Annotated in this window: 18 protein-coding genes and 1 riboswitch; of the genes, 8 read left to right on the top strand and 10 right to left on the bottom strand. The window is 56.6% G+C overall.

Translation table 11 applies throughout. From position 1 onward, the window contains the following. Positions 1-124 precede the first annotated feature (124 nt). The 4 genes from AC2FIR_RS19915 to AC2FIR_RS19900 all read right to left on the bottom strand — a co-directional run bounded on the left by AC2FIR_RS19915 (position 125) and on the right by AC2FIR_RS19900 (position 8,206). Positions 125-1,783 carry a thiamine pyrophosphate-binding protein gene (locus tag AC2FIR_RS19915; protein WP_496745467.1) on the bottom strand — a complete coding sequence of 553 codons (1,659 nt, stop codon included), beginning with the start codon at positions 1,781-1,783 and terminating at the stop codon, positions 125-127. Positions 1,784-1,786: 3 nt separating this feature from the next. Next, positions 1,787-4,198: an FAD-dependent oxidoreductase gene (locus AC2FIR_RS19910; RefSeq protein WP_496745466.1), complete on the bottom strand. Its 2,412-nt coding sequence runs from the start codon at positions 4,196-4,198 to the stop codon at positions 1,787-1,789. Beyond that, positions 4,195-6,606 (bottom strand): GcvT family protein, encoded by a 2,412-nt coding sequence (locus AC2FIR_RS19905; RefSeq protein ID WP_496762933.1) that lies wholly within the window; start codon positions 6,604-6,606, stop codon positions 4,195-4,197. The genes AC2FIR_RS19910 and AC2FIR_RS19905 overlap by 4 nt, the downstream gene beginning before the upstream one ends. A 61-nt stretch (positions 6,607-6,667) precedes the next feature. Beyond that, positions 6,668-8,206, bottom strand: a complete 1,539-nt coding sequence (locus tag AC2FIR_RS19900) for a trimethylamine methyltransferase family protein (RefSeq protein WP_496745462.1) — start codon at positions 8,204-8,206, stop codon at positions 6,668-6,670. A gap of 115 nt (positions 8,207-8,321) precedes the next feature. Here AC2FIR_RS19900 and AC2FIR_RS19895 point away from each other — a divergent pair, with 115 nt between their 5' ends. The 4 genes from AC2FIR_RS19895 to AC2FIR_RS19880 all read left to right on the top strand — a co-directional run bounded on the left by AC2FIR_RS19895 (position 8,322) and on the right by AC2FIR_RS19880 (position 12,617). Beyond that, positions 8,322-9,212, top strand: coding sequence for a LysR family transcriptional regulator (locus AC2FIR_RS19895; RefSeq protein ID WP_496745460.1), 891 nt, complete (start codon positions 8,322-8,324; stop codon positions 9,210-9,212). A gap of 85 nt (positions 9,213-9,297) precedes the next feature. Next, positions 9,298-9,402, top strand: a riboswitch (TPP riboswitch). A gap of 32 nt (positions 9,403-9,434) precedes the next feature. Then, positions 9,435-10,415, top strand: a complete 981-nt coding sequence (gene thiB, locus AC2FIR_RS19890; RefSeq protein WP_170619319.1) for a thiamine ABC transporter substrate binding subunit — start codon at positions 9,435-9,437, stop codon at positions 10,413-10,415. Next, positions 10,391-11,938: a thiamine/thiamine pyrophosphate ABC transporter permease ThiP gene (locus AC2FIR_RS19885; protein ID WP_496745458.1), complete on the top strand. Its 1,548-nt coding sequence runs from the start codon at positions 10,391-10,393 to the stop codon at positions 11,936-11,938. The genes thiB and AC2FIR_RS19885 overlap by 25 nt, the downstream gene beginning before the upstream one ends. After that, entirely contained in the window at positions 11,925-12,617 is a 693-nt protein-coding gene (locus AC2FIR_RS19880; protein WP_480913096.1) for a thiamine ABC transporter ATP-binding protein, read from the top strand. The genes AC2FIR_RS19885 and AC2FIR_RS19880 overlap by 14 nt, the downstream gene beginning before the upstream one ends. An 11-nt stretch (positions 12,618-12,628) precedes the next feature. On the opposite strand, the gene AC2FIR_RS19875 is transcribed toward AC2FIR_RS19880, so the two are convergent. The 3 genes from AC2FIR_RS19875 to AC2FIR_RS19865 all read right to left on the bottom strand — a co-directional run bounded on the left by AC2FIR_RS19875 (position 12,629) and on the right by AC2FIR_RS19865 (position 16,905). Then, positions 12,629-13,720 (bottom strand): transporter substrate-binding domain-containing protein, encoded by a 1,092-nt coding sequence (locus tag AC2FIR_RS19875; RefSeq protein WP_480913098.1) that lies wholly within the window; start codon positions 13,718-13,720, stop codon positions 12,629-12,631. Further along, positions 13,717-15,423: a hypothetical protein gene (locus AC2FIR_RS19870; protein ID WP_480913100.1), complete on the bottom strand. Its 1,707-nt coding sequence runs from the start codon at positions 15,421-15,423 to the stop codon at positions 13,717-13,719. The genes AC2FIR_RS19875 and AC2FIR_RS19870 overlap by 4 nt, the downstream gene beginning before the upstream one ends. Positions 15,424-15,867: 444 nt before the next feature. After that, positions 15,868-16,905 carry an endonuclease/exonuclease/phosphatase family protein gene (locus AC2FIR_RS19865; RefSeq protein WP_496745454.1) on the bottom strand — a complete coding sequence of 346 codons (1,038 nt, stop codon included), beginning with the start codon at positions 16,903-16,905 and terminating at the stop codon, positions 15,868-15,870. A 226-nt stretch (positions 16,906-17,131) separates the two neighbouring features. Here AC2FIR_RS19865 and AC2FIR_RS19860 point away from each other — a divergent pair, with 226 nt between their 5' ends. Further along, positions 17,132-18,058, top strand: coding sequence for an alpha/beta hydrolase (locus tag AC2FIR_RS19860; protein WP_170617119.1), 927 nt, complete (start codon positions 17,132-17,134; stop codon positions 18,056-18,058). Positions 18,059-19,998: 1,940 nt separating this feature from the next. Here AC2FIR_RS19860 and AC2FIR_RS19855 read toward each other — a convergent pair. Further along, positions 19,999-20,820 (bottom strand): methyltransferase domain-containing protein, encoded by an 822-nt coding sequence (locus AC2FIR_RS19855; protein WP_496745453.1) that lies wholly within the window; start codon positions 20,818-20,820, stop codon positions 19,999-20,001. A gap of 437 nt (positions 20,821-21,257) precedes the next feature. On the opposite strand from AC2FIR_RS19855, the gene AC2FIR_RS19850 reads away from it, so the two are divergent. After that, positions 21,258-21,899, top strand: a complete 642-nt coding sequence (locus AC2FIR_RS19850) for a carbonic anhydrase (RefSeq protein ID WP_170808283.1) — start codon at positions 21,258-21,260, stop codon at positions 21,897-21,899. A gap of 268 nt (positions 21,900-22,167) precedes the next feature. Here AC2FIR_RS19850 and AC2FIR_RS19845 read toward each other — a convergent pair whose 3' ends face one another. After that, the gene (locus AC2FIR_RS19845) at positions 22,168-22,845 is read right to left on the bottom strand and encodes a hypothetical protein (protein ID WP_496745451.1); all 678 of its coding nucleotides are present in this window, start codon (positions 22,843-22,845) and stop codon (positions 22,168-22,170) included. Between the two features lie 304 nt (positions 22,846-23,149). Beyond that, the gene (locus AC2FIR_RS19840) at positions 23,150-24,244 is read right to left on the bottom strand and encodes a tyrosine-type recombinase/integrase (RefSeq protein ID WP_496762931.1); all 1,095 of its coding nucleotides are present in this window, start codon (positions 24,242-24,244) and stop codon (positions 23,150-23,152) included. A gap of 358 nt (positions 24,245-24,602) precedes the next feature. On the opposite strand from AC2FIR_RS19840, the gene AC2FIR_RS19835 reads away from it, so the two are divergent. Both AC2FIR_RS19835 and AC2FIR_RS19830 read left to right on the top strand, forming a co-directional pair. After that, positions 24,603-25,037 (top strand): helix-turn-helix domain-containing protein, encoded by a 435-nt coding sequence (locus tag AC2FIR_RS19835; RefSeq protein WP_170417167.1) that lies wholly within the window; start codon positions 24,603-24,605, stop codon positions 25,035-25,037. After that, positions 25,037-25,612, top strand: a complete 576-nt coding sequence (locus AC2FIR_RS19830) for a hypothetical protein (RefSeq protein WP_170417165.1) — start codon at positions 25,037-25,039, stop codon at positions 25,610-25,612. The genes AC2FIR_RS19835 and AC2FIR_RS19830 overlap by 1 nt, the downstream gene beginning before the upstream one ends. Positions 25,613-25,938: the final 326 nt, after the last annotated feature.

Below are 25,938 nucleotides of genomic sequence, written 5' to 3'. Positions count from 1 at the left end.
CGCGAGAGCCTTGCGTCTGGATCCCGCCGTCATGGGAGTGCCACGAGACCAAGATGGGTCCAAACTGGTGCCATTAATTCGCTAAGCCCTGGAAATTGGTTGGCTTCAAACGACCCTCTGCAAATCACTTTTGAAACAAATCCTTGCGCAACGTCGTAAGGGCTTCGGCGTCGATCTTGGCGTGAATAACAGTTGTTGCCCCGCTGGAAAATGCGCTGGTCAGGGCTGGCCCCAGATCCTCCGGCGACTCTATCCAGATTCCTTTGCCGCCACACAACTCAGCGAACCGGTCGAACCCGGGCGAGGCGATTTCGGCACCAAGCAGACGGCCTTCGAAAAACTCCTGTTGATAAGCTTTTTCCGCTCCCCATGCCTCGTTATCCAGGACCACGATCACTATCGGCAATCCATATGAGATTGCTGTCTGAATTTCGATCATAGTGTATCCGATCGCGCCGTCGCCCATGATTGCCACGACCGGTCGATCCGGGGCGGCGGCCTTGGCGCCAATTGCCGCCGGAAGACCAAAACCGACCAATCCGAAGTCCAGCGGTGTGATCAGGGACCTGGGTGCATAGTGGGCTAGCCTGTCTGCTGCCTGAAGACACGTGTTGCCGGTATCCAGCGTTACAATTGCATTCTCGGGCAGTACTTTCCGAATTTCCGCCAAGGCGCGTCTGGGGTGCATAGGCCGCGTGGCGATCCTGGCCTCTTCGTCACGTTCGGCACGTAAGGTTTTCATGTTGTCTTGAAAAGAAATACGCCATGGATCAGCGGCGGGCTTTGAACATTTTTCGATCAACGCGAAGGCCGTTTGGCAGGCGTCTGCCTGAACTGCGATCTCAGCCGGAAAATAGCGACCAACGGCGGACCCTTCGATATCCACTTGGGCAATTCGGGTATCGGCTCCGACATAGTCATTGCTGTGAAAGGTCGAGTTGAACCCCAACCGCGCGCCCAGAACGACCATAACGTCTGCCTCTTTGGTCAGGCGCGAGGCAACGCGATTGCCACGTGGCCCCGCCTGTCCTGCGAACCAGGGATGACCATGCCGCATGACATCCGCATGACCCGTCGACGCGACCACCGGAATCTCGAGCGTTTCGGCAAGCCTTGTCAGCGTGTCACACCCGGCACTCCACTTAAACCCGGCACCTGCGAAAATCACCGGGCGCTTTGCGCCGGACAGCAGTCTGGCTATCGCGGTCACATCCTCGGGTGCAGGCGGGCCGGGGCGGGCTATTTTGACGGGCTCCGGCGCAATGGGCGGAACCTGGGCCGCGAAAAGATCGCGCGGGACATGCAATACCACCGGCCCGCGTCTACCCGAAATTGCAAAGCGGATCGCATCTTCGAGCATTGGCGCCAGTCGGCTAGGATCGGTCACAATCACCGAACGCTTGCAGATCGGAGCAAACAACGCGACCTGGTCGACTTCCTGAAACGTATCCTTGGCCTGATCGGATCGGCTGATCGCCCCTGCTATGACGACAAGCGGCGAATAGGCCAGATGGGCCTCGGCCACTGCAGTTACAATATTGACCACGCCGGGGCCGGCCTGCGCGCCAAGGACAACCCCGGGTTTGCCCGTCATGCGCGCCCAGGCATCCGCCATGTGCCCAGCTGCGCGTTCATCGCGGGCGCCGACATAGGCGATATCGCCGCCGCGATACATTGCGTCGTAAAGTTCCAGCATCGAGCCGCCGAGTAATCCGAATACCGTGTCGATCCGGTTGGCCTTCAAAACGCGATAGACGGCCTCACCGCCATTGATCGTGGTCATCATTTACTCCTCGGATCGGGGGCGCAGGTTCTTTGGGTCGAAAAGCGCTTCGTCATGGACTGTAACGGGTATGTCTTGATTCAGAATCTGCACCGAAAGCCCACTTCGCGCCGTACCCCTGCGCACGAACAGCCAGCCCAGAGATTTTCCGATCGTGTAACCATATCCACCCGACGTTGTCAGGCCGACAACAACGCTGTTATGCAGGACGGGTTCTCCGCCATGAATGTCGATACGATCTGAGTGCAGTTCGCAATAAAGCAGTTCCCATTCCGGTACGCGTGCCAACAAGGCATTCCGCCCAATGAAATCGCGCCCTTCTGCACGAACGAAACGGTCCAAACCGACATCCAGCGGACCGACATCGGTGGTCAGTTCGCCCGACGCGCGATAGGCCTTCTCCATTCGCATGCCGTTGAAGGCGTAACTGCCAAGATCAATCAGGCCGTGCCCGGCACCTGCCGCGTGGAGCGCATAATAGATTTCCGCGATCCGGTGCAGCGGCGCGTGAATCTCCCAACCCAACTCTCCAACAAAAGATACTCGCAGGGCATAGACTGGCACATCCGCGGCGGTGATTTCCTGCCCCGACAACCAGGGGAAGGCGGCATTCGACAGATCCGCGTCGGTAAGTTCACGCAGGATTTTGCGCGAGTTCGGACCGGACAGGGCCAGCATCCCCCAGTCCGAAGTTCGGTTGATCATTCGCACGTCCTCGCCTGGCCGAATGTGCGATCGGATCCAATCAAAGTCCGGTTTGGAGCGGGCTATTGCGGAGCCTGTGAAATACCGATCCCGGGCAATGCGCCAGATCGTCATCTCGGTTTCGAACCGTCCATTGGGCGTTAACAGGTGGTTCAGGCTTATGCCTCCGTCGCGGGAGGGGATTGTGTTTGCAGACAACCTGTCCAGCAGATTGTAGGCATCCGGGCCGGTAATTTCGAACTGAGAAAATGCGCATAGATCAATTACGCCAGCAGACGCACGGGTTGCTTGCGCCTCGGCCATCGCGTTGGTGTGCCATGGCTGGTGCCCCCAGCCTATCTGCTCGACCTCACCCGGCATGCCAAAATACCGTGGGCGTTCCCACCCTGCGGTCTCGCCGAAAACCGCTCCTTTGGCGGCCAACCGATCATACAGCGGATGTCGCTTGATCGGGCGAAGGGACGTGAACTGCTTGCCAGGGCAGGGCGTGTCATGGCGGCGCATGAATTCATCTTTGGTGCGTTCGACGATAAAGGTGTCACTGGCAAAATCGCCGTAACGGCGCGGGTCCATCGTCCTTGTGTTGATCTGCGTTTCGCCGTGAACCATCCAGTCGGCCAGCACCTTGCCCGCACCGCCGCCCCACGCGAGGCCGATAGACGACCCACAGGACAGCCAGACATTCGGCGCACCCGAGGGCCCAACCAGCATCCCCCCGTCGGGTGTGTGTGTGATTGCACCCCGTACCACTCGCTTGATGCCCAGATCAGCAAGGACAGGCATTTTTTCAAAGGCGATCATCAAGAAGTCGCCAATCGAGTCGTAATCGGCCTCGAACAGTTCATTTTCGGCCTTCCAGGTCGCACCCTGCGGCATTGTCCAGACGGTCGGGCAAACATGGCCTTCGTATATTCCGATCAGGCCGGACTTCTGTTCCTGTCTGATATACCCGCCAAAGGCGTTGTCGCGCATAACCGGCAGTTCCGGGCGGTTTTCGAATTCAGGCACGGCATCAGTGACCAGATAGTGATGCAGGCACGAGACCGAGGGGATTTTCAAACCAAACCACTCGCCAACCTGATTGGCATAGCTGCCTGCGGCGATCACCACGTGTTCGGCCAGTACTTCACCATTTTCCGTGCGCAGCAGCCAAATGTCCCCTCGTCGGCTTGCGCCCAGAACCTGATTGCGGCGGTCAATTTTGGCCCCACGCGCGCGGGAAGCCGCTGCCAGCGCCTGGGTCACGCCGGACGGGTCGATATGTCCGTCTTCGAACGTCCGGACTGCCGCCTTGACGTTGTCGACCTTATAAAACGGATTGCCTTTTGCAACCTCATCCGGCCCGACCAGTTCCATCGGCAGATCGAGCATCTTGCCCACACCCATGATGGATTTCATCCAGTCAACCTCATCATCGGTTGTGGCAATGCGAAAACCGCCGACTTCATGCCAGCCGATGCTTTGGCCCGTCTCTTTTTCAACCTGCTTGTAGGTTGCGATCGAGGTCTTGTTGATCCATCCCGCGATACGGCTGCTCACGGCGTGAGCGATCTGCCCCGCGGCGTGCCAGGTCGAGCCACTTGTCAATTCCGCTTTCTCGAACAGAATCGTATCTGTCCAGCCGTTTTCGGCCAACTGAAATTGCGCAGCGACCCCCATGATACCGCCGCCAATGATGGCGACACGGGTGGTGCGCGTCACGTCCGTCACGAAAATGCTTCCTTCGCGGGTTTCAAAGTGGCCTGCGCCGAAAACCGCACACAGGCGATTTCAACTTCAACAGGCAGCGTGCCATCCGCAGTCCAGGATTTCTCTTCGAAAGACCGCTGGATATCGTGCACAACTGCCAAGGCCACAGATCGGTTGAACCGATAACTCCAGGCCGACGACGTTATCTGCCCGATGGCGCGCCCGTTCAGATAGATCGGCTCATCGTGGATCGGTATCGCGGCCGGATCATCAAACAGCAGCGAAACAATCCGTTTTGTCGTTTCCAGTTCGAGCAGCGCATCTTCACCAACAAAACCAGAGCCAAATGCGCAGAAGGCCGCAAGCCCGGCTTCAGCGGGTGTGGTGCCGGGGGTCAGTTCGTGGCCAAAGGCCCGAAAGCCGCTTTCAATCCGCAAAGAACCACTAGCAAAGAGACCAGCATGGGTCGCCCCGGCCCTCACCAGCGCCTCATGCGCGGCCATCGCCATTTCTGCTGGGATATAGAGTTCGAACCCTTCTTCGCCGGTAAAGCTCAGGCGGCCGACCCAGCTACGGGCGAGGCCGATTTCAGCGGGCCTGAATTGAAATCTCTTGAGATCGGGCAGGGGAGTGTTTGTGGTCGCTTGAAGAACATCGCAGGCCCTTTGTCCGGCGAGACCCAGGATGGCATATCCGCTTGTTACATCAGTAAACTCAACACGATATACGCCCCGCGTTTCACGCATCCTTTTCAGGTTACGCACAACTTCACTTGCACCCGTGATCATCAGGAAGGTTTGCGGGCCGTGCCGCTGAACCGTCACGTCGCTCTCGATCCCGCCACGTTTGTTCAGGATTTGCGAGTACACAATCCGACCCTCGGCAACATCTATCTGCGCCGCACACAGCCGGTTCAGAAAGGCGCAGGCATCGGGGCCTTGGATCATGATCTTGCCGAACGCACTCTGGTCCAGAATGGCGGCACCCTGGCGGCAGGCGGCCACTTCGCGGCCGACCTGCTCGCGCCATGTGGGCACACTGAAGGTCAGCGGCAAGTGGGCGGCTTCACCGCCGAAATGCACTGCACGTTCCCATCCGCCGCGGTATTCAAATCGTGCCCCTGCGGCCACCAGCCCCTCGTGAACAGGCGAGCGACGCTGCCCCCGCGCAGTCTCCATCGAGCGCCCGGGGTAGGGATTGTCGTAGTGGCGTCCCAGAACTTCGGGAATGCGTGCCTCCAGCGCGCCCAGAACGTTCATCTCCGGGCTGAACCGCCGGATATCGGCTTCGGCAAGTTCCATCGTCGGCTCGCCGGCAATGATCCACTCGGCCATTGCCATGCCCGCGCCCCCGGCCAGCGCGATACCGGTGGAGTTCATCCCACCGATCAGAAACAGTCCAGGAACATCCGGGCTTTCGCCCAACATGAACTGGCTGTCGAGGGTGAAGCTTTCGGGGCCGTTCAGCAGCATCCGCACTTCGGCACGCTCCAGCGCGGGAATGCGTCGCAGCGCGTTTTCCATCATTGGCGTGAAATGATCCCAGTCTTCGTCCAGCAGGTCGAAGCTGAAATCAGCAGGCAGGCGATCCAGCGGCAGGCCCTTTGCATGGGGTTCGAATGAACCCACCAGAAGCCCTTCGACATCGTCGCGGGCGTACAGGAACGCATCCTGATCGTTGAGTGTCGGCAGATGTGCGCCCGGCCCAAGCGCCTGCACTTCGGGCAGCGGCTTGGTCAGCATGTAGAAGTGCTCGCAGGCGTAAAGGGGCATGTGCGCGCCGGCCATGGCCGCCACTTCGCGGGACCACAGTCCACATGCGATCACCACCTCTTCAGCTTCGATCAGGTGGTCACCGACTTCGACGGCTGCAATCCGACCGCCTTTTTTTTGCAGACCCGTTAACTTGGTGTCCTCGAATATTTGCACACCGCGCGTCCGGGCCCCTTTCGACAGCGCCAGCGCAACATCGGATGGGTTGACCCTGCCGTCGGCGGGTGACCAGACTGCCCCCAGGACGTCGTCCACAGTGATCAGAGGCCATAGGTCCTGCGCGCGGGCCGCATCGACCACTTCGGCCTCAAGCCCGAACGCACGGCCCAGCGAAACCTGACGTTTGATGTTGGTCAGGCGATCACCGTTCGTGGCCAGCGTAAGCGACCCGGTTTGAACCCAGCCCGTCGCTTGCCCGGTCTCACGTTCGAGTGCGCCATATAGGTCAATCGAATAGTTGATCAGCTTTGTCAGAGTGGCCGACGGGCGCAAGCGACGCACCAGACCCGCCGCATGCCACGTGGTGCCCGAGGTCAGTTTGGAACGTTCGAGCACGATGATGTCATTGCGACCCTCAAGGGCCAGATGGTAGGCGACCGAGCACCCGATCACGCCTCCGCCTATCACGATGGTGCGTGCATGGTGGGGCAGAGTCATGCAGTATCCCCATGGAATGTTCTTGTTTCGAGCGCGCTGAAAGCGCTGTCAGTGCGATCGGTCATGGCTCTCTCCCGATCCGGCGGCGGCTCAGGCGAATGTCGAATTGCTGTCGCACATCGCGATCGACCGCATCCGGAATGTGTGAGGGGAAATGATTTGCAAGCAACTCACGCGCCTTGGCTTTCGCAACTTCACCGACTGGACATGCGCCATCTTCCTGCCAGTCAACCGGTGTGCGCCTGTCGCCAACATGAGGATAGAAATAGTCCGATTTCATTCGGTCGTAGGTATGAACCTCACCCAGGTAGTGACCTGGACCCCGACACACATCGGCGATCACCTGCGCTGCAATGTTGTCATGCGATACCTCGATCCCACGTATTGTCCGAAGCACATTGCCCAAAAGGTCGTTGTCGCTGACATAGCCTTCCAATGAAACGCCCAGAAGGCTGGCATGACTGCCGGCGGCCTGCGTGACGATGTTCGATCCCGCATGCGCCGCCATGGCGACTGCCAGGCATTTCTCGGCCCCGTATTGGGAATCCAGTGTCTTGGCGTCGGTAATCCCGGCAATGGACGAAGTCGGCAGGTTGAAATGCCGCCCCATCTGCGCCGCACCGGCCATCAGGATCGCCTGTTCCCCTCCGCCACCAGACATCGACCCGGTGCGCAGGTCGGCGACCAAAGGTTTGGGGGCAAAAATCGCACGAACCTGCGGATCGACGAGGCGGGCAAAAACCAATCCGGCGAGCGTTTCAGCCACGGCCTGTACAAGTGACCCGGCCAAGGTGGCCGGGCTTGTGGCCCCGGCCTGTCCCGCGCTGATCAATTGTACCGGAAAACCCGCAAGAATAGCGGCCTCGAGCACTTCACAAGCCTCTTCCGCGAAGCGCATGGGCGGCACAACATGACAGACCATGACAGTCAGGAACGGTCGCGCGCGAAAGGCGGCCTCGTCACCTGCGATCCTGTAACAAAGGCGGGCAATGGCGGGGACGTATTCGGGTCCGGTGATCGAGACGGAAACATGCTTGGACGTGCCCATCAGGCAGGCATAGGCAGTGTTGAGGTCCATTGCCGCAGCAGGGTCAACGTCGCGCGCAACGACCGGACGGCTGAAATGATGGATGTTCTCCATCCTGTCGACCAGTCGGGCGGCATCATACAGGTCGGTCAGGGTTGAAGGGCGGTAGTGGCCCGTATCGATGTCGAAGACACCCGGCGCGGCGCCGCCGGTGGACATATGGACCCGCGTGCCTTCTATCCGCAGATCGTTTTCAGGAACCTGCCCGCAAAGGACAAAGTTCCGCCTTGCCTGCTTGATCGACTTGCGCACAAGGGCGCGCGGAAACAACAATCGTCCGTCATCGCCCAGCGTCCCGCCCGCTGCCGTTACTTTGTCGACCATGGATGGGGTCGGCTGACTTAGTCCGAGAGTCTCAAGCAGCAGTAATGCGGCTTCCTCGGTCTGAGCGACTTCATTAGGGGACAGCGGTTTCAGGCACCCGCCAACCACACCCGGCCATACCGCAGGGCTGGCCTCGTCGCTGTTATCTTGTGTCAGACGGTCCTTGCGACCGCGCCGGCGCGTAGACATCGGCCTATTGTCATGAGCTCAGCTTCATTCAAAGTCAGCCTACACAGCCATAGGGCTTGTTTACAAAAGCCGTTTTCTCAGCAATTGATGAGTAAAACTTACATTAGGGAAATTCGTGACCGCCTCTCTTCCCGCCCTTCGCGCCTTCGATGCAGCCGCCCGCCAGGGCAGTTTTCGAATTGCGGCCGAGAAACTGTCAGTCACACCCACGGCGATCAGCCATCACATTCGAGGGCTGGAAGAGCAGCTGGGTGTCAAGCTGTTTGAACGGGCCGGGCGCGAGGTCGCGTTGACGGAAGATGGCAAGCGTCTGGCGGCAGCAACGGCTCAGGCATTTGAAGTTCTGAATGACGCGGTGCGTTCGGTTCGCCGCAGCTCCCGCAAGGTGGTCCGACTTGCTGCGGGGCCGATTTTCACTGCCCGCTGGCTGATGCCCCGGATCGGTGATTTTTGGGACGACCACCCCGAGATCGAGCTGGAGGTGGTTCCTTCTTATCAACCCGGCACGCTGAACAGGGCAAACATCGACATCGTGATCCGCTGGGAACGAATGGCCGAGATGCCCGAAAATGCGATCAAGCTGATCGAGCTTGCCCCCGTTGCCATAGCGTCGGAGGCATTTGTCATGAAGCACGGCCCGGTGAATGAGCCCCAAGACCTGTTGCACTGTCCGCTGTTGCATCAAAGGAACCACTGGGGTTGGCTCGACTGGTTCCGGGCGATGAATGTCCCGGTTGATGGCCCTTTGCGTGGTCCGATCTTTGAAGATGCCAATGTTCTGCTGCGGGGTGCCGCAGAAGGGCAGGGCGCGATTGTCGGCTGGCTGCCCTTGATCGATCAGGATCTGGCCGAAGGTCGCGTCGTGCGTCTGTTTGATGAAAAAATAACACCCACTCATGGTTACTTCGTCGAGAGCACAGGACTTGGCCGATCGCGACGCGAGACCCGGGCCGCGATTGAATGGCTGCAGGTTCAAAGCCTGGGCTCGCAGGCTGATCTGCCCTGATCCCGCCAGTTGAGAAGCATCCTTCATGCCAGTGAAGCGTGAAGGGCGAATTTGGTTGAAATTGTTTCGACATCACCCTAATCACGGCCTCACCTCGGGGTGCGCGGAATGCCGCGCTGAGACGCCCATAGCGAACCCGTTGAACCTGAACCGGCTAGAACCGGCGGAGGGAAAGGTGACGGTTTCATCCACCCTTGCCCTCTCGCCGCAATGGAGGATGACATGAAACATCTGCTGATTGCTGCGGGAATTCTGAGCGCGACTTCGGCTATCGCCGCCGACAAACCTCAGCTGACCGTTTTTACTTATGACAGCTTCGTCTCGGATTGGGGTCCGGGTCCGCAGGTCAAGGAAGCATTCGAAGCGGTCTGCGACTGCGAACTGAACCTTGTTGGAGTGGAAGACGGTGCCGCCCTGTTGTCGCGCATCCGTCTGGAAGGTGAAAACTCGGATGCAGACGTCGTCTTGGGTCTGGACACAAACCTGATTGCGGCAGCAAAGGAAACCGGCCTGTTTGCGCCCAGTTCGGTCAGCGCCGAATACACTTTGCCCGTAGAATGGAACGATGACGTATTCGCGCCTTACGACTGGGGGTATTTCGCGTTTGTCCATAATGCCGACGCAGCAGCACCGGCCAATTTCCGTGAGCTGGCCGACGGTGATACCAAAATCATCATTCAGGATCCGCGTTCATCCACACCAGGGCTTGGCCTGTTGCTGTGGGTCAAAGCCGCCTATGGTGACGAAGCCCCCGAAATCTGGGCAGGACTGGCTGATAATATCGTGACCGTCACCAAGGGCTGGTCCGAGGCGTATGGACTGTTTCTTGAGGGTGAGGCTGACATGGTTCTCAGTTACACCACATCACCTGCCTATCACCTGATCGCTGAAGAAGATGCAAGCAAGGCGGCGGCGGCATTTGACGAAGGTCACTATATGCAGGTCGAAGTAGCCGGGAAACTGGCCGGAACCAATCAGCCTGAACTGGCGGACCAGTTTTTGCAGTTCATGGTTTCGGACGCTTTTCAGCAGATCATTCCGACAACCAACTGGATGTATCCGGCGGTAACGCCTGCGGCGGGCCTGCCCGAAGGGTTTGATACACTGACCGTACCGGAAAAATCTTTGCTGCTGGATTCTGATCAGGCGGCAGCCGTGCGGGACGAGGCGTTGGCGGAATGGCTGGGCGCGCTCAGCCAGTAAATCCGACGCCGGGTATTGGCGCGGCGACACTGATTGCCGTGCTTATTCTTGGTACGTTCGCCGCAGTTGCCCTGCGCGCCGACTCCGCAAGTGGGTTCGGACCGGCCGATTGGTCAGCCCTTCGGTTCACGCTGGTTCAGGCGGTGTTGTCCGCCATTTTCAGTGCAGGGCTTGCCGTTCCTGTCGCCCGCGCGCTGGCCCGGCGGCGTTTTCGCGGGCGGGCGGTTCTGATCGCGCTGCTGGGGGCGCCGTTCATTTTGCCGGTCATTGTCGCCATCATCGGCTTGCTGCAGGTTTTCGGCCGAGCGGGCTGGATTTCAGACGTTCTAGCGGTTTTTGGGCTACCGCCGATCCGTATCTACGGGCTGCATGGCGTGGTTCTGGCGCATGTCTTTTTCAATCTCCCCTTGGCCACGCGTCTGATCTTGCAGGGGTGGCAGGAGATTCCGTCCGAAAGGTTTCGATTGGCCGCCCAGTTGGGTTGCAACGGATGGGCCATGTTCCGGCTGATCGAAATGCCTATGCTGGCGCGTATCCTGCCCGGTGTTCTGGCCGTTGTTTTTGCCATTTGCCTGACCAGTTTTGCAGTTGCCCTGACTTTGGGTGGTGGACCACGCGCGACCACGATAGAACTCGCGATTTACCAGGCCTTTACCTATGATTTCAACTTGGGTCGCGCCGCGCTTCTGTCCGGGGTGCAGCTGGTTCTGACCGCGACTGCGGCCCTGGCAGCGCTCAGGTTCTCCAGGGGTGACGGGTTTGGTGCCGGGCTGGATCGTTCCATCCGACGCTGGGATGAAGGGACGCGGGCGTTTGATGCCTTCTGGATCAGCGCAGCGGCGGTCTTTCTCCTGCTGCCGTTGACCTCGGTCGTGATCTCCGGACTTTCGGGAGTGTTCGAGATATCGGTGCTGGTGTACCGGGCGGCCTTGATATCCGTTTTGGTCGCGGCAGCCAGCACCGTCGTTCTGCTGCTTCTGGCCTTGCCGATGGCGATGACGGTTGCAACCGGGCGATACGGGATCGTCGAACTCTGCGGTATTCTTGGATTGGCAGCGTCACCTCTGGTCATCGGCACCGGGCTGTTCATCCTGATCCGCCCACTTGCCAACCCTACTGTTCTGGCCCTGCCTGTAACGGCTCTGGTGAATGCCGTCATGGCGTTGCCCTTTGCCCTGAGGATACTTGTTCCATCGACGCGCGAGGTTGTTGCGCAATACGGTCGTCTGGCACTGTCACTGGATATGAGCAGATGGAGTTTTGTGACACGCATTCTGCTGCCCCGCCTGCGACCGCAAATCGGATTTGCCGCGGGTCTGGCGGCGGCACTGTCCATGGGGGATCTGGGGGTCATCGCGCTATTTGCCGATGCACAAATTGCTACGCTTCCGCTTCAGGTTTACCGGCTGATGGGAGCCTATCAGATGGAGGCAGCGGCCGGTGGCGCCCTGTTGCTGCTGGCGCTTTCGATGGGGGCATTCTGGCTTTTGGATCGAGGAGGGCGCTGGCATGCTGAAGCTTGATGGCTGTGCGATTTCAAATGGCGATTTCGTATTACGCGCGAACCTGCAAATCGAAACCGGATCACGGGTTGCGATCATTGGTCCTTCCGGTGCGGGAAAGTCGACCCTTTTAGAAGCGATCGCTGGGTTTCGCGATCTGGCCGCGGGGCAAATTTACTGGCGCGGCGGCGATATTACCGGATTACCGCCGGGGCAGCGCCCGCTGGCGATGCTGTTTCAGGATGGGAACTTGTTTCCTCATCTGACCGCTGGCCAGAACATCGCCCTGGGTTTGCATCCGAACGGCCGGTTGTCAGCCGATGAGCAGGCACAGGTGCATTCCGCGTTGGATCGTGTTGGCTTGCCCGATATGGCGGACCGGCGACCGGCACAATTGTCGGGCGGTCAACAAAGCCGTGTTGCCCTTGCCCGCGTGCTGGTACAACAGCGGCCTTTGCTTTTGCTGGACGAGCCGTTTGCCGCTCTGGGGCCGGCGCTCAAGGCGGAAATGCTGGATCTTGTCTCCGCCCTGACGACCGAGGCCGGAACGACAATGATGATGGTCAGCCATGATCCACAGGATGCAAGACGAATCGCAAGTCATTCGGTTCTGGTGGCGGATGGGCTGGCGCACCCGGTCACCGAGACATCCACACTTTTTGATAACCCGCCGCCTGCGCTGCGAGACTATCTTGGGTGACACGTCCGCCGTCAGTTGGCCCCGGCGACCAGATTCCACAGGAACAGATCCAAGGAGCGTGAAATCTTGTTGCGGTCAAAATTATCCGAAAAACTTCGCACAAGGATTGAATCGTGACCCTTGTGGATCTCGATCGTGAGCTGCTGCAGAAACGCCAAGGTGAGTTGGTCCGAACTGTTCATCTGATCTGACAAGTGGACGAAAATGCCATAGCGCTCTTCAGAATAGACCTGAGCGTCCGCACGGGCCTGACAATCCGGGTTTCTTTCAATGTAGGATTTCAATGCCAGCGTCACGATCTCAAGATCGCCAACCGAGTAATAGATTTGCCCGTCGCACAGCGCTTGCGCCAGTTTTTCATGGTTTGGGTAACTGCGGACAACATAGGCAGCGTCAGGATCTGTATCGGCCGCATCGGCGCTGACATATTTAGCAAGCGAACCCACATCCCACGTCAACCCAGCCACGGCATCCGGGCAATCGGTCAGGCGTTTTTTCTCATCGTCGCTGAGAACAACCTTGTCTACATCCGGATGCATTCTAACGATTTCCGAGAATGTCTCGCCGAAACCGTATTTTTCTGCAATCAGCCTAATAGAGCGCGGTGCCGTGGTGCCTTCCACGATCCCTGCGACCGGGCCGATACAGGGCCAGTGACCAGCCCACTGGTCACGCGTCGTCTCCGCCCTTCCGACACCAGACAGATAGACCGGCGGGGAAACAAGCACGCCGGGATAGGACAAACGCTCTTGGGTAATGGTGGCCGGATCGCAGAGAATGTTGATTTTGCCGCTTTGTAGGTCGGTGAACCGGTCCCGCGCCTCGACAGCCTTCCATTCAACGGTGAAATCGCGGGACTTCTGCAGTTCTTCAAGGACCGTGGCGCAGATATTGACCATGTAGCCGGTGAACACCTCACCCGACGCAAGAGGCGGCGTATCGCTGGTCAAACGTCCTTCGCGATCACGCACCGCGAGATACGAAAAAGGCGGGGCGTCCGTTCGCACGCCAACGATCAGGTCCGCTTCGGCCGTGACAGAAGAGGCAGTGCCTTGCCAGGCCAAAGCCGCCAAGGCGAACGCCAAAACAGCAGGGCGTGTCATGAGCGGCCATCCGATCTCTGGGGCTCGCGGATGCGGGTGCCGACAACTGACAGGATTTTCTTCATCGACCCGGTTTCAGCCAGTTCGGCGGCAATTGCGTAAAAGACCAGAAAAATGGAATAGGGAAGCGTTACCATGATTGCGATGTCCAGCAGGCCAAGGCCCGTCGCCGGGGGGACTATATTGAACAGGCTTGCGGCCAGATTTGCCACCATCAGAAGGAATGCCGATACCACCAGGGCGATACCAACTGTCACGAACCAGCGCATCCGGTCATGCTGATCCGCAACGAACAATAGGGCGCAGGCCGTCACGTAAGACAGCAAAAAGATGCGCGGCAACTGTTCGATTTCATCCTTCAGGAAATTCAGGCCTGTTGTGATCATCGCGCTGCCGTCACCGTCCAGCGCGTGTCGAACGACACCATCCGCGCCGATGCAGGTTATCGCACCATAGAGAACCGTGGCCAGGAAGGCGGGCCAGAAAGCAAGCTTGGCATAGTCCCAGAACGGAATCTGTATATCGTCACTGCGGGGCCAGCTGCCCTGATCCATCCTGAGATGCCGCAGCAGTATGGTAAGAAACGCCAGCAGGATAAGTGACGGGATCAGGGGGATCAGCATGGCGGCGCAGATTTCGCGCAATTCGGTCGCATCGTTAACGTTACTGCTGAACATGGCCACCTGTTCAACCAGGACATAGCTGAAAACCGCCCCGAAAATACTTGCAAGCGTGATGTCGTGCAGGGATTGCGCGGTGTCTTCACCAGTCACTTTTTCGATGATCTGTGCCGTTGGCGTGTTCATCAGCGCTTCGGGCACTTTGCGCGACCTGATCGAATAAAGCGCAAACAGACACTGCATCGAGTCCGCCAGTTTTGCGGTTTCATCCTGCAGGCTCTGCAAGGTGTCTTTTTCCAGCTTGAAGTTGGCAATGCGGCCCAGAATGCTGGCGTACCGTGATCGCAGGTCGTCGATCCGCGCCAGAGGGGTATCTTCGTTGAACAATTGCCGGAAGGCCGAGCTTTGCGGCCCGATGATTGGCGGTTGCAGCAAATCGATACAGCGCAACGAGCTTTCGATGCTTTGCACCATTCCATCCATGATCGGGTCAACCTTGCTTGCCGCGATCTTCTCACGAAAAGCTTTCCACAGCGGCAGGGTCTCGCCATCTCCATAGCTTCCGTAATTCAGATCTTCGAGAGATTGCAGCACCCGAAAAATGTTTCTGGGTACACCGGCAAAGAAATAGGCGATGGCGCGGATTTTGCGCTCGATGACCTGAAAGGTGGGTGAAGCGGCCCCAAAGGTGATGGCGATGGCCAGCCAGAACGGCAGAGTACGCGGATCAACGGCAGGCCCCGCACCAGCCTCCGGGTTAACGATGGATCGGGCCACAACGTTGGACCCGCCTGTCGCGGCCGTCGCTTCCTTGCTGCCCATCACAAAGGTCGCGATCAGTTCCGGCGACATCAGCATCACGAAGTAGATGCCGACAAAGAACACCATATATATCGCCAGACCACGGCGGTTTTCGGCCTTGGTGGTCAGTGCCGACATTCGGACGTTTTCAAGTTCTTTACGAGATGCCTGGTTGTTGGATTTCAAATTGTCCACGGCGTCAGAGGTTGTGTATTCCTTGTACGCCTCGAACAGCAGTATCAGCCCACCCAGGCCGATGGCCCAAACAGCATAGTTGCCCATGTTTTCGGTTCCCCGACTCTGTTGCGTCAATCAAAGAGTTTCGCGTAACCGCACTACCAGCCGCATTTTTCATATTTGGGATTGCAGGAAGTATTGGCGTAGGCCGCAGACTCTTTGATCACCGCGTTCGCGGCAACCAATATCAAAATGATAACAACAAGATACCGCATCAGTCACTCCATAAAAAACTAAAAAACGGCTGCGCCGATCAAATGTTCATACTAAATATCTAAAAACGTAACATAAAACTTGCAATTACGCAACCTGAGGGGGAGCGTCCCGCCTGATTACACCGATGCCGTCACAAGCCGCTATGGTTGTCCGCGTTCAATGGCACAGGTTGTGGAAGTGCCAAAAAAGTTATCCAGGTAGCCGGGTGGCGAATCCGGCGTGATCCCATATGGCCATTAAAATGGTCAGGAAGTACCCGGAAACCAAACAATATCAACTGCCTTGGCCGGGCGCAGGCTTCCACTGAAAACCCACGCGAATAATCCCATGATCCGTGGTTCCGCTTTCTTTATGATCGTCATGGTTCAGGTGGTCATTCTGCACCAGCATCTCGTCAAAAGCCCAAAGGCGCTTCTTCGAGTTATCGTAAAACTCCTGACTGAACATGATGTGGTCCAAGCTTTCGCGCTGTCCTTTGAACACATGCGTGTAATATACGTCGCGCGTCGAACGGTATTCCTGCATGGTTTGCGCGGTATAAAGCGCGTTGTCGGCTCCTCCCGAAGACAGAGGCGACAGGTAGGTTGGCTGTTCTGACAGAATATTGAGCGTGTTGCTTTCCTTGCCGTCATTCATATCGCCGATCAGAACCACAGGGGTATCCGTTTTCTTTGTCAGGTTGGTTATGATCACGCGCAAAGCGGCCGCTTCGGCGGTCCTGCGCACGGTTGAGATAGCATAGCCCAGTGACGTGATATGCGGGCCGTGAACGTCCCTGTCATACCAACCCCGCTCGCGCCAGATCTGGGCCGGGCGGCGAGATTTGAAATGGCAGACGAACACATGAATAACCGGTGTCCGAGGATCGGGGCGGACCTGAAAATGCATGACAGGGCGGGAAAAGCCATCCAGCGCCACGGAAATATCAGGTTGCTGCGGATCATCGCCTGTCGACTGCAAAACGCATTCCTCGGGAAAATCTTCGATCCATTCTGGTTGATCCACCAGAATGTCCGAACGCACAGCGGCGGCGCATACGATCTTCTTGTCATTGTGATCCTCGGGCACCAACAGTGTATGGGTTCCCGTCAAGGACGAGTTGTCCAGCGCCGCTTGCAGCGCGTCCTCGGCCCAAAGCTCCTGCACGCCGACCACGTCCGCATCAATTCTGCTCAGCGCCTTCGCGGTGAACGCTATCTTCTTTTCATAGGTGGCCTGATCCCATCCATCTGAGTCGCCATAGATGGCCTGACCAGGCAGGTGAAGGTTCAACAAATTGAAACTGGCAAATGAAATATCTCGCGCGGTCATTATTCCCTCCAAGGTATTTAGATAGAAATTTCTTTGGAACAGATCCCTCTCGAATACTCTTATTCCCGGGCAGTCGGGTCCTGGTGTCAACTCTGCGGCCAGCCGTCCGAAATTCGCAGGCTTCGGGTCAGTTGCACGGTTACATAGTATCAGAAGTTCTCCAATATTTTGCCAGAAACGCTTTTCTGTGGCAGATTTTATGGATTGGTTAAAAGGAGTTCACAGGATGGCTTTGTTTTTCTCCCGGCGCACTTACAACGCTTCAAAAAAGAAGTTCACGATAAAACCTGCCGCGAAAACCCGGTACGTCTCGATCTCACATACAAGTTCCGACGGGCGTATCCGGAAAGGAGGCATCATCAAGCAAAAGAAGTGGCTTGAGATGGTGCAGAAGGCAGGAGGTGACAAAGACGTCCTGATTTACGTTCACGGTTTCAACACGTCCCAGAAGGAAATGCTGGACCGGCTGGCCAAGATCGAAAAGGGTGTGAGATCACAAGGATACAAGGGTGCGGTCGTTGCGTTCGACTGGCCAAGCGACGGTTCTGTTCTCAGCTATGACAAGGATCGTTCCGACGCCAAGGCAGTGGCCCCTCATCTTGTGGGCGACGGAATACTGCCGTTGCTGGCCATGTCGCCGCGCCCAAAAGTTCATCTTATCGCGCATTCCATGGGGGCATTTGTTGTTTTGCGCGCCTTCTCTGATTTTGGTGACTCGGCGGGTTCTGGAAGCGGCAACTGGGGCGTCGATCAGGTCATGTTTGCATCGGCCGATGTGGATTCCGCCTGGCTGGAGAAAGGCGCGTGGGGGGGGCTGGTTCTTGGCAATCGCAGTAAACGCTTCACGAATTACTACAGCGGTCGGGACAAGGTGTTGGCACTGGCCGGCGGGCTAGTCCACGGCGGACGCGACCGCGCAGGCCATGTTGGGATGCCAACGCTCACTACCAAAGGCCATTGGGACATTTACTGCAATGAACAATACAAGCGCGACGTTCCGAAGCCAAAACGAACCAAAGTCTATTCCCATCGCTGGTGGTTCGACAGTAAGGGGTTTTTCAAAGACCTCACCCTGACCATTGGTGGCAAGGACGCCAAGTCCATGGCCACGCGCAAAAAAACCACCGGCCATGACCTGGCGTTACTGGCTTGAGTGAGCAGGGCATGCCAAATAGGCACATTCGCGATACAGTTTCTGCCGTCGCTGGTCGATAGAATGATGAACGACTCCTTACCAGTCCCCCGCTCATAACGTGAGTCTGTGCATCTGAATTTGTCAGTCATCAGTTTTGGGAAGGCGATCAAACCGGAGTACTTGATTGAGGCAAGCAACACCCTTGGATTTGCAGGAAGGTTCTGGAAACCTCCCTAGACCAATGTAGCCTGACCAATGCGGGCAAGATCGCGCAAAACGCCTAGTTCCGGTCTTCGTTTTCGTGAACGCGAGTCGGCAGTTCCTTGCTACTGATCACCGACTTGGCTTCCTTTCTGCTTGATCCTTTACCTTGTGGAATGCGGTACTTGGCTTTCGTGTTGAGTGTTTTTTCAAGGGGCGATCGAAATCCCACGACCGACACAGTCTGCCGCCTTGCCCAGAGTGCTCTTGAGAATTACGGCCCGCTTTCGACAGGCTTTCGTACGGTATTGCTTCGGATTTGAGACAACCAGATGTCGGGGAACGCGACGCAGACGCGCTTCGCAACCACGAATACGGTTATGTTGAGCAAACATGGCAGCTTCCATGCGCTTGGCAGTCCTTTGTCAGTTGTGAAGTCCCCAACTTTTTTCCTCCCATACCGGCGTATCTCGTTTCCTTTGTTAATCGGGATTGCACAGGTTTGCTGTCAAGCGAATGGCTGGAGATGGGGCAAAATAAGTCGCACCTCCTGCGAGTGTCAGTGTCAGGTTCGATTTGATCCTTTTTAGGAAATTTCCAAGCACCCCTATTTCCTGCTCGTCCAGCCCCGACAGAAAACAATCGCGAATGCTTTCGCCCGACGATTTCAATTCTGGCAAAAGCGCAAAGAATTTGTCGGTCGCAAGGAGGCGGTGCGCTCTCCGGTCGCCGGGGTCGGGTCGACGTTCGATCAGCCTATCAACAAGCTTTCCAGTTGCGGCTGTCTATAGTTCGAGCCTTTTTTCCAATCCCGTCTGGGTCAGTCCTTCATTCTGAGACAGTATCCTGATCGCGAACCATTTCAGGCGGGTCAAGTCATATGGTTTCAGTGTCTCATCAATCCGGAGCTGGATGAGATGAGCGATGTTGGAAAACATGGACCCGACAATATCGTCTTTCTTTCGTATCATGGGTGACATGTCAGCACGCAGGCATAATATCTGCTGGCAAATATTATGTGCTAACTTCTTATAGGGAATATGCGCCGTGCGGAGCTCGCTGCCGGTTTTTGAATGGCGTATGGTGGCTGGTTTACCAAAGTGAACTAAATTACAGGTTGTTGGCGCAATATCTTTGAGCATGGGATATTAGGTGCCATTGTCGGTGCCGCAGCATTGCTCGCCCGGCCGCGTCGTTCACGCCCTTAGAATCGATTATCGGCAACGGTTTTCTTGTGATAGGCCCAAAACCAGATTTACCGATTTGAATGCGGGCACCTTTGGCTCTGGTGGGGCTCTGTGTCACCGCGTTTTTTTTTCGCTGTACATAGCGAATGGCGCAAAAGACCTAGCATCCGCTTCGCCACGGATAGAAAACACAGTCTGGGAACTCGGCGATTTCAGGATTTACCCTCAAAATTGTTGCGGGCATAAAAGGCGGCATTGCCGAAGGACCGGGGGAGCGCCTTCGACGATCCGGCTGATTTGCTCCGCCTCAACACGCATTTGGCTACCGAGGTAAATTCGCTCGCGCAAATGCTCAGAACTTGGGTCGCAAAAACTGGAAGTTTTCAGGATCCGAGGCCGGCGGCCAAAACAAGGCCATCGCATAAAACGTGATCAAACCCGCCAAGATGAACTCCGTCGGTTCACAAGCCCGGTTCACCTGGGTTCTGGCCCGAAAGGTCAAACACAAAATCACATGCCTCGGCAAACTCATGACGTGGAGTTGTGGTGTTCAACCCGTGCAGTCAGAACTCAGGTTTTCTGCGCGACATAGCTATAGTAGTTGCACGCTCCGAAGAATGTCTCCTCGTTACTGGCCCGGTGCTGCGCGGACAACCAGTCGGCGGCCTCACCTTCGCTCATATCTCCATTTCGCACGACCAGCGGAATATAGCTATCGGCCAGGTTCAGAAAGAATGAACCATTCCGGGCTTCAGCGAAAACCTCGGGCAGGAAATGCGTCAGTTTCAAGCCATGCCGTGCAAGGACTGCGGGCATCCTGCGCAGGACCAGAGGATTGGCAACCACGGCATTAAGTATCATGTTGACGACTTCACTATTGCGCGCCGCATTTCCGGCTCCGAAGGTCAAGGAGGCGTAGTCGCCGTCGAAGACAGCGACCGCGCCGCCAGGGCGCACAACCCGGGCAGCTTCTGCGATCACCGCATCCGGATCGCTGACATGGCTGACAAGTGTGTGGGCGAGCACCACGTCATAACTGTTATCAGGATCGGGCAGGGCATGGGAATCGCCGGTCCGGAAATTGACCCGCCCTGCAAGGCCTTCTTCGGCGGCAAGGCGAGTCGCAGCCTCGACCAATTCCGGGCTGTAATCTATTCCAGTGATCTCAGTTACGAGCCCTTCACGTGCTGCCAACGCGCGGGCGACTACCCCGGTGCCGCAGCCAAGATCAAGCAACGTCTTAAAGAACCCGAGGTCGATGTGTTGTAGATATGCTTCGCGCATTCTGACAAAGACCGGGTCGCGGCCGCGAAATTCCAGCCGGTCGACAATTTTTTGGACCCCTACAGGGCCGAGACTTCCGATCGACTGGAAGATATCGTTGCCGCTCATATTGCTTTTTTCATAGTCGATTTCTCCAAAAATGCACCCCAAGGCTGATTTTGGCAGGCTTGGAAAAGACCGATTTCCCAACGCCAGCCATGCCGGATCAAGGCGTTCGGTTGGCCCGGATTAAGACAGCGCCTTAACAGGTATGCGGCTTTGGGCTTCTGTACTGCTTGCCGCAGTGTTGACGGCCAATCACGTTACAGTCGAGTAGGGCCAAATTGTCCTGCCAAAAAGGTGCCTTTCGTGAAGCCCGGAAGCTGAACGGAAATTGTGGGGTTTGCCTGCGTACAGTTCGACCGGTGCATAAGATGCGAGCCGGGATGATGGGTGCAAACTAACTTGTTCAGATACGCAATATCCATTACTTGGCCAAACCAACACTCGACGAGCGCCACTCACCAGGCTTTCACATATGCGCGATCAAAAAGGGAACACCCAGCATGACAGAGTCAATCAAACTACTTCTTGAAGGCAACAAAGACTGGGTGAATCGCATCAAAGATGAAGACCCTGGCTTTTTTGAGCGATTGGCCGAAGGTCAGTCACCGGAATATTTGTGGATCGGATGTTCCGACAGCAGAGTGCCCGCTACAGAGATTACAAATTCTCTTCCCGGATCAATTTTTGTTCAGCGCAACATTGCGAATCTTGTGGTTCACACCGACTCCAACCTGCTGAGCGTTGCCTATTTTGCGGTTCACTATCTGAAAGTGAAACACATTATTGTCTGCGGGCACTACGGATGCGGCGGAATCAAAGCAGCAATGAGCAATGAATCGTATGGTTACTTGGACAATTGGCTTTTGCATCTAAAGGATGTCTATTCGCGCAATCGATCTATTCTGGATGGGATTGAATCGGAAGAAGAACGCTTGGACCGTTTCACCGAACTCAACGTCAAAGAACAGGTTTCGAATCTGGCAAAGCTGTCATTCATTCAAAAGGCGCGGGAAGGTGGTGAGTACCCCCGGCTGCATGGATGGGTTTATTCGGTTGGTGATGGACTTATCAAAGACTTGAAGGTTAGCCCTGGAGCAATCGAAAGTCTCGAGCCAATTTACAAGTACAACAGAGACGCCTGATTTTAGACACCCGCAACGTCAACGTTCACGCTGCAACAGCGGCGACTGATAGCCTGATCCTCGGCAATCAGGGTTTCACCGATCAGTATCATGACTTCGAAATCAAGGCGGGCACCGCAGGTCGCACCGCCATGCACGGATCTCGCGTCGGCCAGCGCGAAGACGGTTGGGGCGCAGCCTGTTTGACGCCCCCGCCCGAGCTACCTGGGCGGCAAAACAGGTGCGGTCTCAACCCCCACGCTTCCAGTAGGATAGGTTGCCGCAGCCGTTACTGTGCCTTAAAGCGCCGAAAACCCAACAACCCCATAAGCCCGCCGATCAGCAACAACCCGCTGGCGGGCAGGGGTACGGCGGATAAGCTGACATTCAGATTGTCTACCCAGAACTCAGAACACCATTCCTCACACCAGACCGTATCAGGCCCAACTTGGTCATAGTCGGTAAATCGAAGGGCGCTCGGAATGTTCAGCGACAGCTTCAGGCTGTCAATGTTCGCAAATGAGCTTGTGAAATTCAACACGCTCCACAGGGTAGGTCCGACCGACTGAGTAGCCACTACCGCGCCGTTTCTGATCCCGTCAAATGTTAGGTACGGAAGTGGGGCTGTGCCAGCATAAGCCCAGGCTGTGTGGGCTCGGTAGTCATCTACAGGGGCAGGTCCAGAGCCGGACTTGTTCAGCAGCGACCAGCCGCGAACGTCAATCTGATTGGGCGTAAAGGACGCGCCGTTAAGAGCGCTGATCGATGACGATAGAATCCCGCTGTCATCGTGCAAGGCGAGATGATTTCCGGTCAGGTAAACGGTGCTGTAATCATAGATGAACCCGTTTGAAGTTGCTTTGCTTCCGCCCGCACTTGGATAAGGCGGGTTATGGTCGAATGTGACGGTTAAAGCACTAGCCGCGTTTGCAAGGCACACGGCGGCAGCCGCAAATATCATTTTCATGAAATTTCCCCCCTAATAATGCAATTAGCCTAGCCGGGTTTTCTCATTTCGCAACTTCTTGGGTGTGCAGTCTGAATCCGGGGGTTTTCGTTACTTGTAACAGAAACTCTGGATTTTCGAGAGGCGCAAAATCAACGCAAGTGTTTGATTTTATTGGTCGGAGTGAGAGGATTCGAACCTCCGACCCCTGCCTCCCGAAGGATCAGGCCGGAGCCTAACCCCCTGTATTTATTATGATGCGTTGTCATTTGACTGCTCCTTTGTTAACGTTTGTGATGGTCTATTTCCGGAAATGATCCGGATGTCAGATGGCATCCGCCGCCCCGCGCTGATGGTCTGGGTGGTGGTGCCCGTAGTTCTTTTCGAGCGTCTCGAGGGTCATCCCCAGAAAGCCGCAGGCGTCCCACTTTGGCGCAACCTTCTGCATGAGCCAGGTTGCGCAAGTGTGCCTCAGAGTGTGCGGCACGACTTTCCGGTCTCCCTGACCTTCGAGGCCAGCCGCTACAACGGCGGATCGAAACGCACGCTTGATATTCTGCAGGGACTTGCCGCGATGGGTGACAACGAATTCGTCTTCCGGAAATCGCTTCCGCCTGCGCAACAAGTGTTTCTTCAGGCGCGCGGGCAACCTTGAGCTCGGGCGCTCCTTCTTGGTCCGTCGACGCCCGACCGGATTCCAGTAGATGATGTTGCTGTTGAAATCGATATCGGACCAACGCAAGGACAGGATCGCTTCCTTCCGCTGGCCCGTCAGTAAACCGATACGGAGAAACAGGGTCAGGTGTTCGGTTTTTGACTCCGTCGGCACACCATCTTCCAAAGGGGTATCGAAGCTTCGCGAGGCTTTTATAAGTTTTATCGCTTCATCGCACGTCAGGAACCGGATTCGACCTTCGGGCTTCGGTGGAAGTCGAACGGCTATCCTGCGCGTGATCAGCTGATCTTCTTCGGCGCGCCTGATAGCGGTCGACAACAGGCTGAGTTCTCGTCTGAGCGTGCCGTCCTTGAGACCCTTTTCACCCCGGCCCTTTCGTCGCTTCTGGCAATACTCCTTGATGAGCGCATCATTGATGTCACCAACGGCGTAGCCGTCGAAAAATCGGATGATCGGCTTGGCCGCATTGGCCAAGCGCTCCGGATCGGAGACGTCATCAAGCCGTTTTGCCAGGTAGTGCGAAATTGCGTCGGCCACATAGAATTCGTAAGGCTCGACTGCTCGATCTGGCCTAAAGCGCCTTAGCTTCCACTCTGCGAAGTAGAGTTCAGCCTGGTCGCGATCCCCAGTGCCAGTCGAGTGCTCGCGGCTGCGTCCCCCCTCGGTCCAGTAGATGTACCAGTTGCCCTCGGACGGACGCTTGCGGTCGCGCTCGAGGCGCGGCGGGGATGGCTTTCTGGGCATGTTTTCACCGTGAAATTGTCGACGTACCGCTCCCACGCGCCGGAAGGGATTTTCGGATTTCTACGCCCAGGGGCCGTATAGATGTGGTCCAGCATGTCTTCGCGGATCAGGTAGCGAATATTGGACACAGGAATGCCAACGCGCTCGGCCAGTTCTTTCGGGGTTTCCAAGAGCTTTTCCACGCTTCACCTCCTCAAACTCTTTGCTCACAAATCGAGGCAGTTAATTTCATTTTGCGTTCAGAATGAAACAAACATACGCTGATCTTACGTGAATCGAGCGTGTTGATACGATTTATGGTCATATGTGATTCATATAACCAGTATCGTGGTCAATGCAACCATTAAGAAGGTTTTCTATGACAGTTCCCGGTTTGGGACATCGCCTTGCGGCTGTGCGAAACATGGCAAGCCTCTCCCAAGAGGAGATGGCGCAGCGCCTTGGCGCCAGTCGGAGCGCATACCAGTACTATGAACGCAGCCAGCGGGATTTGACGGCTTCACTACTGTTGAAAGTCTACGAGGAATTCGACGTTGATCCGCTCTGGATGCTCGAAGGCGACTCGGAAGATGGCAAGAGCCGAAGGCACGAAGAGATCGCCGCCGCCTATCGTAAGATCGGCATCGCAGTCGAGCGCCGGATCAATGAACGCGGGCTGACTGTGACCCCTGAAAAGAAGTGGGATGCCATCGATTTTCTCTTCGATGAGTTCCTGAACACCGATGCCCTGACGATTGAAGGCGGGGAACCGGACACAACAAGGATCGACAGCGTATTGAGGCTTGTAAGCTGATGTTGAATGAAGAATTTCCCGATGAAGTGCTGAAACTACGCCCGCGAAAGCTGCGGCTTGGTCAGGATATAGAGCGCCTGCTCGAAGGCGTCTGCGGGGCTGAAGAAGTCCCCGATCGCGAAGGTCAGAAGAAACACCTGCGCCCGAAAGCGGATAGTATCAATGCGGTCCGCTGCGCAGCCTGCGGACAGGTTGAGTACATCACACGCGATTATTGCCGTTGTGACCACTACATCGCTGGCCAAGTCATGGACGAATTCCTAGCATGGGAGCGCGATTTGGTCGAGATTCATGCCCGGTTGGCTGCGGAAGCCGAGGAAAAGATGAAACCAGTCAAGTGGTCAGCCTTGGCTGCCATGCCATTCTTGATTTGGCCTCTTCTCCAAACTTTGCTCTACAGTGAGCAAATGCCATTGGCGACGGGGCTTTGGTTCTTCCCGGGCATGGTAATTCTTGGCCTGTGTGCCGTGATCGAAAAGGTTATTACCCGGAAGCGCGATACCAGCGCATATGCGGTCGAAACCGCCACCTTCGAACAATTTCTAACTGAGCGCATTCCCGTTTCGAACAACTAACTTCACATGAGCAAAGCCCCACAGATCGACGAGTTCGTCGCGCACTGGAAATACACCGGTGGGAGCGAACATGCCAGACTCGAAGAATTTTGGTCAGTGCTCACCGAGTCGTCACACTATCATGTTCAGGATTTGACGGGCACGAATGCAGACTTCGGCGGTGCTCTTTTTCCTTCTGACCACAGATTTTATCCTCAGACGCGTATCATTTAGCTGGTACGGGGACTTTAACAGAGCGAGGGCCATAATCGTACACCTGCCGTTCGCTTCAACAGGAGCGAACTGGTAAGATGCGGATGGGGTGGATGGCGTCTGCAGCCAACCGT

Source organism: Ruegeria sp. CDSB136, from assembly GCF_059610965.1.
The sequence above is the reverse complement of the archived record's forward strand: the minus strand, read 5'-3'. Positions and strand labels throughout refer to the sequence as shown.

Bases quoted from the DNA above. Each gene is read 5' to 3' on its own strand.
- AC2FIR_RS19840 (WP_496762931.1), bottom strand. From the start codon at position 24,244: ATGCCCAGAAAGCCATCCCCGCCGCGCCTCGAGCGCGACCGCAAGCGT.
- AC2FIR_RS19865 (WP_496745454.1), bottom strand. From the start codon at position 16,905: ATGACCGCGCGAGATATTTCATTTGCCAGTTTCAATTTGTTGAACCTT.
- AC2FIR_RS19900 (WP_496745462.1), bottom strand. From the start codon at position 8,206: ATGTCTACGCGCCGGCGCGGTCGCAAGGACCGTCTGACACAAGATAAC.
- AC2FIR_RS19880 (WP_480913096.1), top strand. From the start codon at position 11,925: ATGCTGAAGCTTGATGGCTGTGCGATTTCAAATGGCGATTTCGTATTA.
- AC2FIR_RS19835 (WP_170417167.1), top strand. From the start codon at position 24,603: ATGACAGTTCCCGGTTTGGGACATCGCCTTGCGGCTGTGCGAAACATG.
- AC2FIR_RS19870 (WP_480913100.1), bottom strand. From the start codon at position 15,423: ATGGGCAACTATGCTGTTTGGGCCATCGGCCTGGGTGGGCTGATACTG.
- AC2FIR_RS19855 (WP_496745453.1), bottom strand. From the start codon at position 20,820: ATGAGCGGCAACGATATCTTCCAGTCGATCGGAAGTCTCGGCCCTGTA.
- AC2FIR_RS19850 (WP_170808283.1), top strand. From the start codon at position 21,258: ATGACAGAGTCAATCAAACTACTTCTTGAAGGCAACAAAGACTGGGTG.
- thiB (WP_170619319.1), top strand. From the start codon at position 9,435: ATGAAACATCTGCTGATTGCTGCGGGAATTCTGAGCGCGACTTCGGCT.
- AC2FIR_RS19830 (WP_170417165.1), top strand. From the start codon at position 25,037: ATGTTGAATGAAGAATTTCCCGATGAAGTGCTGAAACTACGCCCGCGA.
- AC2FIR_RS19885 (WP_496745458.1), top strand. From the start codon at position 10,391: ATGGCTGGGCGCGCTCAGCCAGTAAATCCGACGCCGGGTATTGGCGCG.
- AC2FIR_RS19905 (WP_496762933.1), bottom strand. From the start codon at position 6,606: ATGACTCTGCCCCACCATGCACGCACCATCGTGATAGGCGGAGGCGTG.
- AC2FIR_RS19875 (WP_480913098.1), bottom strand. From the start codon at position 13,720: ATGACACGCCCTGCTGTTTTGGCGTTCGCCTTGGCGGCTTTGGCCTGG.
- AC2FIR_RS19860 (WP_170617119.1), top strand. From the start codon at position 17,132: ATGGCTTTGTTTTTCTCCCGGCGCACTTACAACGCTTCAAAAAAGAAG.
- AC2FIR_RS19845 (WP_496745451.1), bottom strand. From the start codon at position 22,845: ATGAAAATGATATTTGCGGCTGCCGCCGTGTGCCTTGCAAACGCGGCT.
- AC2FIR_RS19915 (WP_496745467.1), bottom strand. From the start codon at position 1,783: ATGACCACGATCAATGGCGGTGAGGCCGTCTATCGCGTTTTGAAGGCC.